This window comes from Kitasatospora sp. CMC57 (genome assembly GCF_045866025.2).
In the GTDB taxonomy this organism is placed as follows: domain Bacteria; phylum Actinomycetota; class Actinomycetes; order Streptomycetales; family Streptomycetaceae; genus Kitasatospora.
This window is the reverse complement of sequence record NZ_AP035881.2, coordinates 5,383,507-5,397,392: the sequence shown is the minus strand read 5'-3', so window position 1 is coordinate 5,397,392 and position 13,886 is coordinate 5,383,507. Positions and strand designations below refer to the sequence as shown.

The 13,886-nt window shown below is 72.6% G+C and carries 15 protein-coding genes; 9 read left to right on the top strand and 6 right to left on the bottom strand.

What is annotated here, in order from left to right; translation table 11 throughout:
- The first annotated feature begins 197 nt into the window (after nt 1–197).
- Together ACKUU6_RS24165 and ACKUU6_RS24160 are read left to right on the top strand one after the other, a co-directional pair.
- Nucleotides 198–1,070 (top strand): GNAT family N-acetyltransferase, encoded by an 873-nt coding sequence (locus ACKUU6_RS24165; protein WP_407990658.1) that lies wholly within the window; start codon nt 198–200, stop codon nt 1,068–1,070.
- Complete coding sequence (locus ACKUU6_RS24160; protein ID WP_407990657.1) at nt 1,067–1,729, top strand: (2Fe-2S)-binding protein; 663 nt, start codon at nt 1,067–1,069, stop codon at nt 1,727–1,729. The genes ACKUU6_RS24165 and ACKUU6_RS24160 overlap by 4 nt, the downstream gene beginning before the upstream one ends.
- Here ACKUU6_RS24160 and ACKUU6_RS24155 read toward each other — a convergent pair.
- From ACKUU6_RS24155 to ACKUU6_RS24145, 3 genes are all read right to left on the bottom strand, one after another.
- Nucleotides 1,726–3,087 (bottom strand): pyridoxal phosphate-dependent decarboxylase family protein, encoded by a 1,362-nt coding sequence (locus ACKUU6_RS24155; RefSeq protein ID WP_407990656.1) that lies wholly within the window; start codon nt 3,085–3,087, stop codon nt 1,726–1,728. The genes ACKUU6_RS24160 and ACKUU6_RS24155 overlap by 4 nt on opposite strands.
- A 189-nt stretch (nt 3,088–3,276) precedes the next feature.
- A complete protein-coding gene (locus ACKUU6_RS24150) occupies nt 3,277–3,741 on the bottom strand; it encodes an Lrp/AsnC family transcriptional regulator (RefSeq protein ID WP_184920606.1) in 465 nt (154 codons plus the stop codon).
- A 151-nt stretch (nt 3,742–3,892) separates the two neighbouring features.
- Entirely contained in the window at nt 3,893–4,819 is a 927-nt protein-coding gene (locus ACKUU6_RS24145) for an NADP-dependent oxidoreductase (RefSeq protein WP_407990655.1), read from the bottom strand.
- 174 nt (nt 4,820–4,993) lie between these two features.
- Here ACKUU6_RS24145 and nadA point away from each other — a divergent pair, with 174 nt between their 5' ends.
- Complete coding sequence (gene nadA, locus ACKUU6_RS24140; RefSeq protein ID WP_407990654.1) at nt 4,994–6,175, top strand: quinolinate synthase NadA; 1,182 nt, start codon at nt 4,994–4,996, stop codon at nt 6,173–6,175.
- Nucleotides 6,176–6,221: 46 nt separating this feature from the next.
- On the opposite strand, the gene pspAA is transcribed toward nadA, so the two are convergent.
- Nucleotides 6,222–6,515: a PspA-associated protein PspAA gene (pspAA, locus tag ACKUU6_RS24135; RefSeq protein WP_407990653.1), complete on the bottom strand. Its 294-nt coding sequence runs from the start codon at nt 6,513–6,515 to the stop codon at nt 6,222–6,224.
- 24 nt (nt 6,516–6,539) lie between these two features.
- A complete protein-coding gene (locus ACKUU6_RS24130; protein ID WP_407990652.1) occupies nt 6,540–7,325 on the bottom strand; it encodes a PspA/IM30 family protein in 786 nt (261 codons plus the stop codon).
- Between the two features lie 272 nt (nt 7,326–7,597).
- On the opposite strand from ACKUU6_RS24130, the gene ACKUU6_RS24125 reads away from it, so the two are divergent.
- On the top strand, nt 7,598–8,194 hold the full coding sequence (locus ACKUU6_RS24125; protein ID WP_407990651.1) for a DUF3043 domain-containing protein: 597 nt from the start codon (nt 7,598–7,600) through the stop codon (nt 8,192–8,194).
- Nucleotides 8,195–8,364: 170 nt separating this feature from the next.
- Nucleotides 8,365–9,075 carry a class I SAM-dependent methyltransferase gene (locus tag ACKUU6_RS24120; protein ID WP_407992217.1) on the top strand — a complete coding sequence of 237 codons (711 nt, stop codon included), beginning with the start codon at nt 8,365–8,367 and terminating at the stop codon, nt 9,073–9,075.
- Between the two features lie 7 nt (nt 9,076–9,082).
- Here ACKUU6_RS24120 and ACKUU6_RS24115 read toward each other — a convergent pair whose 3' ends face one another.
- Nucleotides 9,083–9,283: a hypothetical protein gene (locus tag ACKUU6_RS24115; RefSeq protein ID WP_407990650.1), complete on the bottom strand. Its 201-nt coding sequence runs from the start codon at nt 9,281–9,283 to the stop codon at nt 9,083–9,085.
- Between the two features lie 87 nt (nt 9,284–9,370).
- Between ACKUU6_RS24115 and cobU the strand changes: the two genes are divergently transcribed.
- The 4 genes from cobU to ACKUU6_RS24095 all read left to right on the top strand — a co-directional run bounded on the left by cobU (nt 9,371) and on the right by ACKUU6_RS24095 (nt 13,541).
- Nucleotides 9,371–9,931 (top strand): bifunctional adenosylcobinamide kinase/adenosylcobinamide-phosphate guanylyltransferase, encoded by a 561-nt coding sequence (gene cobU / locus ACKUU6_RS24110; protein WP_407990649.1) that lies wholly within the window; start codon nt 9,371–9,373, stop codon nt 9,929–9,931.
- An 11-nt stretch (nt 9,932–9,942) separates the two neighbouring features.
- A complete protein-coding gene (cobT, locus tag ACKUU6_RS24105) occupies nt 9,943–11,067 on the top strand; it encodes a nicotinate-nucleotide--dimethylbenzimidazole phosphoribosyltransferase (protein ID WP_407990648.1) in 1,125 nt (374 codons plus the stop codon).
- Between the two features lies 1 nt (nt 11,068).
- The gene (locus tag ACKUU6_RS24100) at nt 11,069–11,809 is read left to right on the top strand and encodes an adenosylcobinamide-GDP ribazoletransferase (RefSeq protein ID WP_407990647.1); all 741 of its coding nucleotides are present in this window, start codon (nt 11,069–11,071) and stop codon (nt 11,807–11,809) included.
- A 232-nt stretch (nt 11,810–12,041) separates the two neighbouring features.
- The gene (locus ACKUU6_RS24095; RefSeq protein ID WP_407990646.1) at nt 12,042–13,541 is read left to right on the top strand and encodes a leucyl aminopeptidase; all 1,500 of its coding nucleotides are present in this window, start codon (nt 12,042–12,044) and stop codon (nt 13,539–13,541) included.
- The last annotated feature ends 345 nt before the right edge of the window (nt 13,542–13,886 follow it).

The window sequence follows — 13,886 nt, the reverse complement described above, 5'->3', positions numbered from 1 at the left end:
TCTGTGACGACGATCTGCCGCCAGTACCAACCAGCGGCCACCCGGATTCATTTCCCGGGCGGTGTCTTCTGAGGTTCCCTGCGGGGCGGGTTACCCAATGCCCCATGCACCCATGCTCGCACACCGGCCGACCGTGGTCATCGTCCGATCCTGCCGAACCGGCCATCCGGGACCCGCCGCGGCGGCAGGATGAAGGGGTGATCATTCGTCAGCTCCAGGACACCCACGCCGACGCCGCGGCCGTCGAGACGGTGAGCCGGGCGGCCTTCCGCGATCTGGCCGGCCGGGACGACGGCTCGCCGCCCGACCCGGCCCAGCTAGTCCGCGAACTCGCCCGGGCGGTGCACGCGATCCGGCACGATCAGGGCGGCTGCTGGGTCGCCGAGCAGGACGGCGAGGCGCTCGGGGTGGCGCTGTCGATGCGGCGGGAGGGGCTGTGGCTGCTGTCACTGTTCGCCGTGCTGCCGAGCGCCCAGGGCCGGGGTGTCGGCCGGCTGCTGCTGGAGCAGGCCACCACCTACGGCCGGGGCTGCCTGCGCGGGATGCTCTGCGCCTCCCCCTCCCCCGCCGCCGCCCGCCGCTACCGGCGGGCCGGGTTCACCCTGTACCCGACCATGAGGCTGACCGGGACGGTGGACCGGGCGGGGCTGATCGACCCGGGCGACATCCCGGTGCACCCGGGCAATCCGACCCACCGTCACCTGCTGGACTCGATCGACCGCCGGGTCCGCGGCGCGGCCCACGGGGTGGACCATGACTTCATGCTGGCCCACTACGACGAACTGCTGATCGCCGACACCCTGGCGGGCAGCGGCTACTGCTACCGGACCGGCGGTGCGGTGAAGCTGCTGGCCGCCACCTCCAAGCGGATCGCCACCCGGCTGCTGCGCGAGGCGCTGGCCCGTACCCCCGACGGCGCGGAGGTGGTGGTCGATCACCTGACCGCCGAGCAGGAGTGGGCGGTTGACGTCGGCCTGGAGGTCGGCCTCTCGCTCTCCACCGAGGGGTACCTCTCGGTGCGCGGGATGCGGCCGCCCGCCCCGTACATCCCGAATCCGGGGTTCCTGTGACCGGCGTTCCTGGGAGCGGCGGCGAGGGGGCGCTGCGCCGGGCCGCCGCCGTCGGTCCGTTCTTCGCCACCGTCGAGGGCCCGCTGCCGGACGGCTTCCTGCCACTGGCCGAGCTGTCAGGGCGGGAGTTCTGGCAGCGCCGGATCGCCGAGGTCGGCGAGCGGCTCGGTACGGCCGAACCCCGGGTGGCCGCATCGGTGGCGCAGCTCGGGGTGGCGGCCAGGCTCTGGTCGGTGGCGCTGGGCACGGCCGTTCTGGGCGGGGCGGTGCCGGACTTCGACCGGTCGTACTGGCGGCTGCCGCCCGGCGGTTCGCTGGAGCTCTGGGTGCCGGGGGCGGCGGTTCCCGACGGTCCGTTGGCGGCGGCGCTGCACCGGACCGTGGTGGAAGGGCAGCTGACGCCGCTCGCGGCCGGAATCCGCACCGTGACGCCGGTCGCCGAGGGCCTGCTCCGGGGCAACGCGGCCTCGGCGCTGGCCGGCGCCGTCCGGGTGCTGCGTTCCGGCGGCGGCCTGGCGGCCGAGCTGCTGGACCGGCCCCCGCTGCGGGGCGGGCTCACGGCGGCGGGGCGCCGGACCAGCTGCTGCCTGTACTACCGGGTGCCGGGGGCGGGCCTGTGCGGTGACTGCGTCTTCGACCGCCCGCCCCGGCACCGTTAGACCATCGTGGCGAGGATCTCCTGGACCATCTCCATCGTGGTGCCGGGGTGCAGGAAGGCGAACCGGGCCACCGTCTCGCCGTCCCATCCGGTCGGGGTGACGAAGCCGATCTGGTCGGCCAGCAGCTGCTGGGACCAGCGGTAGTAGTCCTCCCGGGTCCAGCCGGTGCGGCGGAAGCAGACCGAGGAGAGCTGGGGCTCCATCAGGAGTTCCAGGTGCTCGGTGCGCTCGATCAGCGCGGCGGTCTCCCTGGCCAGCGTCAGCCCGGCCTCGATCGCGTCGGTGTACGCCTCGGTGCCGTGCACGGCCAGCGAGAACCAGAGCGGCAGGCCCCGGGCCCGGCGGGTCAGGTGGTAGGCGTAGTCGGTGGGGTTCCACTCGTCGCCCTCGGTGTGCAGCACGTCCAGGTACGAGGCGTCCTGGGTGTGCACGGCCCGGGCCAGCTGCGGGTTGCGGTAGATCAGCGCGGCGCAGTCGAACGGCGCGAACAGCCACTTGTGCGGGTCCACCACGAACGAGTCGGCGTGCTCGATGCCGTTGTAGCGCTCCCGGACGGACGGGGCGAACAGCCCGGCCCCACCGTATGCGCCGTCCACGTGGAACCACATGCCGCGCTCGCGGGTGACCTCGGCGATGCCCGCCAGGTCGTCCACGATGCCCTCGTTGGTGGTGCCCGCCGTGCCGACGGCGGCGATCACCGTCTCCGGGTCCGGGTCGGCGGCCAGCGCCGCGCGCAGGGCCTCACCGGTGAAGCGGCGGTCGACGGGCGGGACCTTGAAGGCCTCCACGCCGATGATGTTGAAGGTGTTCTTCACCGAGGAGTGCACCTGCTCGCAGACCGCGATCCGCAGCTTGGCGTCCGGGCCGAGCCGCCGCCGGGCGGTGTCCCTGGCGACCACCAGCGCGGAGAGGTTGCCCGCCGAACCACCGGAGACGAAGGTGCCGCCCGCCGTCCCGGGCAGACCGGCACGGTCCGCTATCAGGCGCAGCACCTGGTTCTCGGCGGCGATCGCGCCGGCCGCCTCCAGCCAGGAGATGCCCTGCAGCGAGGCGCAGGAGACCACCATGTCGAAGAGCAGCGCGGCCTTGGTGGGCGCGCACGGGATGAAGGACAGGTAACGCGGGCTGTCGGCGGAGATCACCGCGCGGGACAGCTCGTGGTCGTACAGCTTGAGCACGTCGGCCGCGTCGTTGCCGTGCTGGTTCAGCAGACCGGCCAGCTGGGCCTTCAGGTGCTCGCCGTCACCGGGGTGGTCCAGCGGTACGGGGTCGTACTGCAGCCGCTCCCGCATGTAGTTGAACACCAGGTCGACCAGCTCGTTGTCGGGCCGGTGCATGCGGTCGGGGGCTGCGGACATGGCTGTCCCTCTCACTGAGTGGGTGTCATGGGAGGCCCGGGGCGGACGGGGCCTGCCGGACGTGATCAGCCTAGGCAGCGGGAGTGCGCCCGCGCGCGTCGGAACCCGGCCGGTCGGGCAGGTTTCCGGCGCGTTCGACGGGGGCGGCGCAGCTTTCCTGCGCGGTGCGGGCGGATTCGTCCGTCCGGGTCAGCCGATCAGCCGGGACAGCACCACCGAGCTGCGGCTGCGCTGGACACCGGGCTCCTTGCGGATCCGCTCGATGACCGCCTCCAGATGGCGGGTGTCGACGGCGCGCAGGTGCACCAGGGCGTCCGGGTCACCGGTCACCGTCCAGGCGGCCACCACCTCGGGGAACTGCCGCAGGCTGGCCAGGATCTCCTCGGGCGCGGTCCGCTCCCGGCAGTACACCTCGACGAACGCCTCGGTCTGCCAGCCCAGCACGTCCGGGTCCAGCACGACGGTGAAGCCGCGGACCACGCCCCGGGCCCTGAGCCGGTCGATCCGACGCCGGACGGCGGTGGCGGAGAGGTTGGCGAGCAGCCCGATCTCGGCGTACGAGGCCCGGCCGTCCCGGCTCAGGTGCGCCAGCAGCAGCCGGTCGGTCTCGTCCAGGGATGCCCCGCCCGGTTCTGACGGTCTGTTGGTGCTCATCGGGAGGCTCTCCACTGGAAGAAACGAAACGCCGCACCATTCTGCACCTTCCTGAGCGTGCACTCTCAGGGGCGCGGGGAACGGCGAGGCGCCCGGGTCACCGCGACGCCTGGGTCCGGCGTCGCGGTGACCCCGTTGGCACGCGGGCCGGTCAGTCGACCATTAGGACGATCTTGCCTCGGGTCCGGCCCTCGGCGTTCAGGGCCTGGGCGCTGGCCGCCTGGGAGAGCGGGAAGGTGGAGGCGACCGGGACGTGGAGCAGGCCGGCGTCGGCGAGCCGGGCGAGTTCGGTGAGGTCCGCCGCGTCGGGGCGGACCCAGACGTAGTGGCCGCCCTTGGCGACGACGCCGTAGTCGGCGACGGAGGCGATCCGGTCGGGGTGCCGGACCAGACCGGCCGAGACCTCGACCGCGTCGCCGCCGACCAGGTCAAGTGCGGCGTCCACTCCGTCGGGGGCGAGCGCCCTGACCCGGTCGGCCAGCCCGTCCCCGTACGTCACCGGTTCGGCGCCGAGGGACCGCAGGAACGCGTGGTTGCGCTCGCTCGCGGTGCCGATCACCCGGGCGCCGAGGGCGCGGGCGACCTGGACCGCGAGCACCCCCACGCCCCCGGCGGCGGCGTGCACCAGCACGGTCTCGCCGTCCTTCACCGCGAGCGCCTTGACCAGCGACTGGTACGCCGTCAGTCCGGCCAGCGGCAGTCCGCCGGCCTGGGCCCAGTCGAGGGCGGCGGGCTTCCGGGCCAGGGTGCGGACCGGGGCGGAGACCAGTTCGGCGTACGTGCCGTGCTCGACGGCGTCCTTGCGGACGTAGCCGATCACCTCGTCGCCGGGGCGGAACTCGGTCACCCCGCCACCGACGGCCTGCACCACGCCGGCCAGGTCCCAGCCCATGATCAGCGGGAAGTGCACGTCCAGGATGCCGTCCAGTCCGCCTTCGCGGACCTTCCAGTCGACCGGGTTGACCCCGGCTGCCTTCACCCGGACCAGGACGGAGTCGGGTCCGACCTTGGGGTCGGGGAGTTCGGTGTACTCGACGACTTCGGGGCCGCCGTACTGCCTGATCGCGATTGCCTTCATGGCCGGTAGCCAACCCGACGACGCCGGGAACACACCGTAGCGGCGCGCGGTTCTCGTCACATCGACACGTTGGCCATCGTCAGAGTGACGCGAACGGGTTATCATAGATAGCGTCAGATAGACGAAAAGGCATGGCCCAGCTCAGAGCTCCGCCGCACAGGAGGGCACCCGCCCGTGACCACCACCACCGAGACCTACGGCGTCGACCCCACCCCGACGCCGCTCGCTCTGCTGCTGCTCGGCCGTGAGGCCGACCCCAACAGCGAGCGCGGCGTCGAGTGCCCCGGCGACCTGCCGCCCGCCTCCGACCCCGACCTGGTCGAGCGCGCCCGCACCGCCAAGGCCGCCCTGGGGGACCGGGTCTTCATCCTCGGCCACCACTACCAGCGGGACGAGGTCATCGAGTTCGCCGACGTGACCGGCGACTCCTTCAAGCTGGCCCGCGACGCCGCCAACAAGCCCGAGGCCGAGTACATCGTCTTCTGCGGCGTGCACTTCATGGCCGAGTCGGCCGACATCCTCACCAGCAGCACCCAGCAGGTCATCCTGCCGGACCTGGCGGCCGGCTGTTCGATGGCCGACATGGCCACCGCCGAGCAGGTCGCCGAGTGCTGGGACGTGCTCACCGAGGCGGGCGTGGCCGACGTGACCGTCCCGGTCTCGTACATGAACTCCTCCGCTGACATCAAGGCCTTCACCGGCCGGCACGGCGGCACCATCTGCACCTCCTCCAACGCCGAGCGCGCGCTCACCTGGGCGTACGAGCAGGGCGAGAAGGTGCTCTTCCTGCCGGACCAGCACCTCGGCCGGAACACCGCCGTCCGTGACCTGGGCCTGTCGCTGGACGACTGCGTGCTCTACAACCCGCACAAGCCGAACGGCGGCCTGACCGTCGAGCAGCTGCGGAACGCCAAGATGATCCTCTGGCGCGGCCACTGCTCGGTGCACGGCCGGTTCACCCTGGACTCGGTGAACGACGTCCGGGCCCGGATCCCCGGCGTGAACGTGCTGGTGCACCCCGAGTGCAAGTACGAGGTGGTCGACGCGGCCGACCTGGTCGGTTCGACCGAGTACATCATCAAGGCGCTGGACGCGGCCGAGCCCGGCTCCAAGTGGGCCATCGGCACCGAGCTCAACCTGGTCCGCCGGCTGGCCAAGGCACACCCGGACAAGGAGATCGTCTTCCTGGACCGGGCGGTCTGCTTCTGCTCGACCATGAACCGGATCGACCTGCCGCACCTGGTCTGGGCACTGGAGTCGCTGGTCGAGGGCCGGGTGCCGAACGTGATCACCGTGGACCCGGAGGTCGCCAAGTACTCCAAGGCCGCGCTGGACCGGATGCTCGCGCTGCCGTAACCCACGCACGACGAAGGGCGGGCCCCCTGGGGCCCGCCCTTCGTCGTCACTCCCGGAGACCGGGGATCAGCCCGTCGCCCTCGTCCCGCAGCAGTGCCCGGACCTCGTCCAGCGTCGCCTCCGGATCCGGCAGGATCAGGTCGGACGGCTCCAGCGAGTCGTCCGGCAGCGGTGTGCCGTACTCCTTGACCGCGCTGAGCAGATCGCCGAGCGCCGCCCGGAACTGCTGCTCGTCCCCCGACTCGAGTGCGGCGAGGAGTTCGTCGTCCAGCTGGTTGAGCCGGTTGAGGTGGCTCTCGGCCACCTGGAACTGGCCCTCGCCCATGACCCGCATGATCATGCCGGTGGTCTCCCTGCGTCGGGGTTACTTGTTGTAGTTGATCGTGGGAGGAGTGTCCTGCTTGCCCTGCTCGATCGCCTGCTGGGGCGCGGCCGGCGAACCGCCGGTCAGCTCGGCCTTCATCCGGGCGAGCTCCAGCTCGACGTCGCTGCCGCCGGCCACCCGCTCCAGCTCGGCCTCGATGTCGTCCTTGCGGCCGAGACCGCTGGCGTCGTCGAGCGCGCCGGAGGCCAGCAGCTCGTCGATCGCCCCGGCCCTGGCCTGCATCTGGGCGGTCTTGTCCTCGGCCCGCTGGATCGCCAGGCCGACATCGCCCATCTCCTCGGAGATGCCGGAGAAGGACTCAGCGATCCGGGTCTGCGCCTGGGCCGCGGTGTAGGTGGCCTTGATGGTCTCCTTCTTGGTGCGGAAGGCGTCCACCTTGGCCTGCAGCCGCTGGGAGGCGAGCGTGAGCTTCTCCTCCTCGGCCTGGAGCTGCTGGTACTGCGTCTCCAGGTCGGTGATCTGCGACTGCATGTTGGCCTTGCGGGTGAGAGCCTCGCGCGCGAGGTCCTCCCGGCCGAGCGAGAGCGCCTTGCGGCCCTGGTCCTCGTACTTGGCGGACTGCTGCTGCAGCTGCGTGAGCTGGAGCTCCAGCCGCTTGCGCGAGGTGGCCACGTCGGCGACGCCCCTGCGCACCTTCTGCAGCAGTTCGAGCTGCTTCTGGTAGGAGTAGTCGAGCGTCTCGCGGGGGTCCTCCGCGCGGTCCAGGGCCTTGTTCGCCTTGGAGCGGAAAATCAGCCCCATACGCTTCATGATTCCGTCGCTCATGGGCCTCGGGTGCCCCCTTCTCGGGCCTGCGGTTCCGACTCGTACTGGACAGGATCGAGTCTATGCGCGGCGGCGTCCTCGCCGCAGTGCTCCTGCCTGCAACAAGCCTGCTACAGCCGGAACGCTCCGGCCTCATCCCCTGGGTGGAGACGACCCCTGACCATGATCCACCGAACACCCCGCCGGACCTAGGGGACACTCCAGGGCCATCGATATCTGTTTGGGTCCTACGGCACTCCGATTTGCCGGGAGCGACCACGTACGCTGGTGGTGTGTTCCGACGCCGCTCAGACGATGCCTCCTCCTCCGCCACCGCGCTGGCCGAGCAGGACGACAACCTGCCCCGTGACCCGCAGGCCCCCAAGGGCCGGCCCACCCCCAAGCGCAGTGAGGCCGAGGCCCACCGCCGCACCCGGGTGACGGTCCCCAAGGACCGCAAGGAGGCCGCCAAGCAGTCCCGCGAGCGCATGCGCTCCGAGCGGGAGAAGCAGCGCACCGCGCTTCTGGAGGGCGACGAGCGCTACCTGCCGGCCCGTGACAAGGGCCCGGTGCGCCGCTTCGCCCGTGACTACGTGGACTCGCGCTGGTCGCTGGCCGAGTTCTTCCTGCCGTACGCGGTGGTCGTGCTGATCCTCAGCGTGCTCAAGGTGCCGATGCTGCAGCTGCTCTCGACGCTGCTGTTCATGCTGTTCTTCGTGCTGGTGATCGCCGACTTCGCGCGCCTCGGCTTCGGCCTGCGCAAGGCGCTGGCCGCCAACTTCCCCAACCAGAACGCCAAGGGCGCGGTGCCGTACGGCCTGATGCGCACGCTCCAGATGCGACGGCTGCGGCTGCCGAAGCCGCAGGTCAAGCGGGGCGAGAAGCCCTGACCGCCGAGCCCGTGCAGCAGCCGTCCTGGGCTCAGCCCTGGACGGCTGAGGGCTGGTCCGGGGGCCACGGCCTGCCCGGGCAGGGCGGCGGGCTGCACGACCGGCTGCCCACCCGGGGCTCACTGCCCACCGCGGCCACCTGGTTGGAGCGGCAGGGCGGGCTCCGCGCGCTGGTCCGGCAGGAGCTGGTGGCCCGTCAGCTGGCCGGGCAGCTGGCCGGTCTCACCGGGCTGCGGGTGCTCGACGTCGGCTGCGGCCAGGGCACCCAGGCGCTCCGGCTGGCCCGGGCCGGTCACCTGGTCACGGGGCTCGACCCGGACCCGGTGACGCTCGGCGCGGCGCAGGCCGCGCTGGCCGCCGAACCGCAGGCGGTCCGCGAGCGGGTCCAGCTGCTGGGCGGGGACTGCCACCAGGTCGGGCGCTGGTTCGGCCCGCGCAGCTTCGACGTGGTGCTCTGCCACGGCATCCTGATGTACCTCTCCGACCCGGACCCGATGCTCGCCTCGCTGGCCCGGCTGCTGGCCCCCGGCGGAATACTGTCGCTGGTGGTCCGCAACGCCGACGCCCTGGCCCTGCGCCCCGGGCTGACCGGCGACTGGCGCACCGCCCTGGACGCCTTCGAGACCACCCGCTACACCAACCGGCTCGGCCTGACCGCCCGCGCCGACCGGCTGGCCGACCTGAGCACCACGCTGACCGAGATCGCCGTCCCGCTCCGGTGCTGGTACGGCGTCCGGGTCTTCACGGACACCACCCCGGACCACCAGGCCCCGGTGGACGGCCGCCAGCTGGCCCAGCTGCTGGACGCCGAGGAGCGTGCCGGGCAGCAGGATCCGTACCGTCAGGTCGCGGCCCTGCTGCACCTCGTCGGCGCGAAGTGACGGCCCCTCAGGCTTCCTGAAGGCTCATGGTGTAGATCACCTTGCCGTCGTCCAGCAGGACGACCTGCTCGATGCCCTTCGAGAGCAGGTCCTTCCACTCCTCGCCGATCCAGGACTCGGCGTCCCCCTGCCCGGGGAACTCCTCCTGCTCGCCGGGCTGCTGGACGAGGGTGCCGTCCGCCTTCTCGTACCGCCACGTCCAGACCATGCCCGGCTCCTCGCTTCTCGATTCTGCTGCGCAGGTTAGCGTGCCCGCCCGGGACCTCCCCATACCTCGTCCGGCAGGATGGACGGCATGGCACTCCCCCGCACCCTGATCCTCGGCGGCGCCCGCTCGGGCAAGTCCACCCGGGCCGAGCAGCTGCTCGCCCCCTACCCGGACGTCCTGTACGTGGCCACCAGCGGCAGCCGGGACGACGACCAGGACTGGGCCCGCCGGGTCGAACTGCACCGGGAGCGGCGGCCGGGGACCTGGCGGACCACCGAGACCTGCGAGCTGGAGGCCGTACTGGCCGACGTCACGGACCCGGCACCGGTGCTGATCGACTGCCTCGCGCTCTGGCTCACCGCCGTCATGGACGAGTGCGGAGCCTGGGATGACGACGCCTGGTACTACGGGGCCGAGCTGGCCGTCCAGCAGCGCTGCGACGCCCTCGCGGAGGCCTGGCGGGTGACCGGCCGTCAGGTGGTCGCGGTGAGCAACGAGGTGGGGATGGGCGTGGTCCCGGCCACCGCTGCCGGGCGGCGGTTCCGGGACACCCTGGGGCGGCTGAACATGGCGGTCGCCGACGCCTCCGAGCAGGTCCTGCTGGTCGTCGCGGGGCAGGTACTGACTGTCAAACCCACCGCCGTGTAGCCTTCCGGTCGATGGACACCACCGTGGATCTCGACACTTTCTCCTCGCTCGTGGAGCGCCCCGACGAGAGCGCTCGCCGGGCCGGCGAGGAGCGCTGGCAGCAACTCGACAAGCCGCGCGGCGGCCTCGGGCAGCTGGAGGAACTGGGCAGCTGGCTCGCCTCCGTACAGGGCGGCGCGCCGGTCCGGCCGCTGACCGCCGCCAAGGTGGTGCTGTTCGCCGCGGACCACGGGATCGCCTCGGCCGGCGTCTCCCGGCTGCCCGCGCTCGGCGGGACCGCCCGCCGGGTGCACGCCGTGCTGGACGGCACCGCCCCGGTGGCCGTGCTGGCCCGCCGGTACGGCGCCGGGCTGCGGGTGGTGGACGTCGGCCTGGACGCCGATCCCTCCGAGTTCCCGGCCGAGGTCAGCCGCTTCCGGGTCCGCCGGGGCTCCGGCCGGATCGACCTGGAGGACGCGCTCACCGAGGCCGAGGCCGTCGAGGCGTTCCGGGCCGGAATGGCCGTCGCCGACGAGGAGGCCGACGCCGGGACCGACCTGGTGGTGCTCGGCGACCTCGGGGTCGGCTCGACCACCGTGGCGGCCGTCCTGGTCGGCGCGCTCTGCGGGACCGACGCGGCGGCCGTCACCGGCCGGGGGTCGGGGATCGACGACCGTACCTGGATGGTGAAGTGCGCCGCCGTCCGCGACGCGCTGCGCCGGGCCCGCCCGGTGCTCGGCGACCAGCTCGCGCTGCTCGCCGCCGTCGGCGGTGCGGACTTCGCCGCCGTCACCGGCTTCCTGCTCCAGGCCGCCGCCCGCAAGCTGCCCGTGGTGCTGGACGGCGTGGTCTCGGCCGCCTGCGCGCTGGTCGCCCAGCGGATCGCGTTCCGGGCCCCCGAGTGGTGGCGGGCCGGACAGTCCACCGGCGAGCCCGCCCAGGCGAAGGCTTACGACCGGCTGACCCTGACGCCCCTTCAGGGCCTCGGGATCTCGATGGGCGAGGGCGTCGGCGCCCTGCTCGCGCTGCCGCTGCTGCAGGCCGCTGCCGACACCCTGGCCGAGCCCTCGGACGTACCGGCCATGACCGTGGCCGAGCGCGGCCCGGTCGAGCCGCCCCGGCTGCCGACCGCCGCCGAACTGCTCAACCGGGGCTGAGTTGCCCGACGGCCTGCGGTTCGCCTTCGGCACCCTGTCGGTGCTGCGGGTCCGGGTGGACCGCTGGGACCGGGAGACCGGGGGGCGGGCGATGGTGGCCGCGCCGGTGGTCGGGCTGGTGCTCGGGGCCCTCGCAGCCGGGGCGGGTGCCCTGCTCGCCTGGCGCGGCGGACCGCTGCTCGGCGCGGTGGCGGCGGTGGCCGTCCTGGCCGGGCTGACCCGCGGACTGCACCTGGACGGCCTGGCGGACGTGGCGGACGGGCTAGGCAGCGGGAAGTCCGCCGAGGACGCGCTGCGGATCATGAAGCAGTCGGACATCGGCCCGTTCGGCGTGCTGACGCTGCTGCTGGTGCTGTTGGCTCAGATCGCCGCGCTGGCCGGTCAGTTCGAGGTCTCGCTCTGGCGCGGCGCCGCCGCCGTGCTGACCGCCGCGCTGGCCGCCCGGTCGGCGCTGACCTGGGGCTGCCTGCGCTCCGTACCGGCGGCCCGGCCGGGCGGCCTCGGCGCGATGGTCGCAGGTACCGTGCCCTGGCCCGCCGCGCTGGGGGTGTCGGCAGCGGTGGCGTTCGCGCTCGGCTGGATCTCGCCGTGGCACCCGCTGGCGCTGGCCGTGGGTCTGGGCTGCGGTCAGCTCCTGCTGCGCCGCTGCGTCCGGCGGTTCGGCGGCATCACCGGAGACGTCCTCGGCGCGACGGCGGAGACGGCTGCCACCGGGGCCCTGGTCGCCCTCGCACTCTGTTGACGCGATCCGGACAAACTGTCAACTCCCCTGCCAGGAAAGGCTGTTGTCTCCCGCTCACGCACCGTTACCGGATCAAAGGGGCGGTCGGGGCCGCAGCATCCCAGCATGCGGACTACCATGCGGTGAGCACCGTGACCCCTGCGCCCTGTTCCAGCGGAGCACACCCGGGGTCGTTGCCGGTGCGGCACCGGCGCCGCACCAGGCTTGGACCGCTAAAGAACAGGATCGTTTTGTGACTGCACTGTCTGTGAGCACCTCCTCCGCCGCCTCGCTGCGCGCGGACGCCCTGGTGATCGGCGTGGCCAAGGGCCCGAAGGGCCTGCTGCTCGCGTCCGGCGCGGAGGCCGTGGCCGAGGCGTTCGACGGCAAGCTGGCCGAGCTGCTCGCCACCCTGGGCGCGACGGGTGCCGAGGGCGAGGCGGTCAAGCTTCCCGCTCCCGCAGGCGTCAAGGCTCCCCTCGTGCTGGCGGTCGGCCTCGGCGAGGCCGAGCAGGGCCACTCGCTGGAGACCCTCCGCAAGGCGGCCGGCGTCGCCGCCCGCACCCTCGCGGGTGCCAAGAAGGCCGCACTGGCGCTGCCGGCCGCCTCCGCCGAGGAGATCGAGGCCGTCGCGCTCGGCGCGCTGCTCGGCTCGTACTCCTACAGCACCTACCGCAACGGCGACGGCAAGGCCCCGGTCGGCGAGCTGATCGTGCTCGCCGACCGCAAGGGCAGCAAGAACGCCAAGGCCGCGGTCGAGCGCGCCACCGCCGTCGGCGAGGAGATCAACCGCGCCCGCGACCTGGTCAACGCGGCGCCGAACGACCTCAACCCGAAGTCCTTCGCCGCGATCGCGCAGGAGGCCGCCAAGGAACACGGCCTCAAGTTCGAGGTGCTGGACGAGAAGGCGCTGACCAAGGGCGGCTTCGGTGGCCTGCTCGGCGTCGGCACCGGCTCGGCCAACCCGCCCCGACTGGTGAAGGTGGCGTACACCCACCCGAAGGCCAAGGCCACCCTTGCCTTCGTCGGCAAGGGCATCACCTACGACTCGGGCGGCATCTCGCTGAAGCCGGCCGGGCACAACGAGACCATGAAGTGCGACATGGCCGGCGCCGCCGCCGTGTTCGCCACCGTGGTCGCGGCCAAGCGCCTCGGCCTCCAGGTCAACGTCACCGCCTGGCTCGCGCTCGCCGAGAACATGCCGTCCGGCACCGCCACCCGCCCCGGCGACGTGCTGCGGATGTACGGCGGCAAGACCGTCGAGGTGCTGAACACCGACGCCGAGGGCCGCCTGGTGCTGGCCGACGCGATCGTCCGGGCCGGCGAGGAGCAGCCCGACGTGATCGTGGACGTCGCCACCCTGACCGGTGCGATGGTGCTGGCCCTGGGCAACCGGATCTTCGGCGTGATGGCCAACTCCGACGAGCTGCGCGACCGCCTGCACGCCACCGCCGAGGCGGCCGGCGAGCAGTCCTGGCCGATGCCGCTGCCGGTCGAGCTCCGCAAGGGCATGACCGAGACCACCATCGCCGACCTCGCCAACATGGGTGAGCGGATGGGTGGCGGCCTGGTGGCCGGTCTTTTCCTGAAGGAGTTCGTCGCCGAGGGCATCGACTGGGCGCACCTGGACATCGCGGGCCCGGCCTTCCACGAGGGCGCTCCGCACGGCTACACCCCCCGCGGCGGCACCGGCAGTGCGATCCGCACGCTGGTCCGGTTCGCCGAGGAGACCGCCGCCAACGGCGCGGTCTGAGCCTCCTGAGCTCAGGCGGGGCCCGGCACCACTCGGTGCCGGGCCCCGCTTTTTTGCGGTTACCCGCCGGTAGTGGATCCGACCGTTTCTGACAACGCGTGTTCGCCGCGGGCGAAACTTTGTTCCGTACGGTGGAACAGCTCGCTCGGCGGAGCCGCCGGAGCCGCCCTCTCCCAACTGGTCACACGGCTGTGAGCTGCGGATATACCCTGACGTACGGGACATCCGACCGCCCTCCCGGCAATCGGCCGAGTTGTCCGGGGCGGCCCCGGACACCAGCCGCCGCGAACAAGTGCGAGGATGTACTCCCGGACGACTGGGCGCCTTACGAGGGTGCCCTGCCCC

Coding starts and splice junctions, on each gene's coding strand:
- ACKUU6_RS24145 (WP_407990655.1), bottom strand. CDS start 4,819: ATGAAGGCAATCGCGATCAGGCAGTACGGCGGCCCCGAAGTCGTCGAG.
- cobT (WP_407990648.1), top strand. CDS start 9,943: ATGGACACCACCGTGGATCTCGACACTTTCTCCTCGCTCGTGGAGCGC.
- ACKUU6_RS24115 (WP_407990650.1), bottom strand. CDS start 9,283: ATGGTCTGGACGTGGCGGTACGAGAAGGCGGACGGCACCCTCGTCCAG.
- ACKUU6_RS24150 (WP_184920606.1), bottom strand. CDS start 3,741: ATGAGCACCAACAGACCGTCAGAACCGGGCGGGGCATCCCTGGACGAG.
- cobU (WP_407990649.1), top strand. CDS start 9,371: ATGGCACTCCCCCGCACCCTGATCCTCGGCGGCGCCCGCTCGGGCAAG.
- pspAA (WP_407990653.1), bottom strand. CDS start 6,515: ATGATCATGCGGGTCATGGGCGAGGGCCAGTTCCAGGTGGCCGAGAGC.
- ACKUU6_RS24130 (WP_407990652.1), bottom strand. CDS start 7,325: ATGAGCGACGGAATCATGAAGCGTATGGGGCTGATTTTCCGCTCCAAG.
- ACKUU6_RS24155 (WP_407990656.1), bottom strand. CDS start 3,087: ATGTCCGCAGCCCCCGACCGCATGCACCGGCCCGACAACGAGCTGGTC.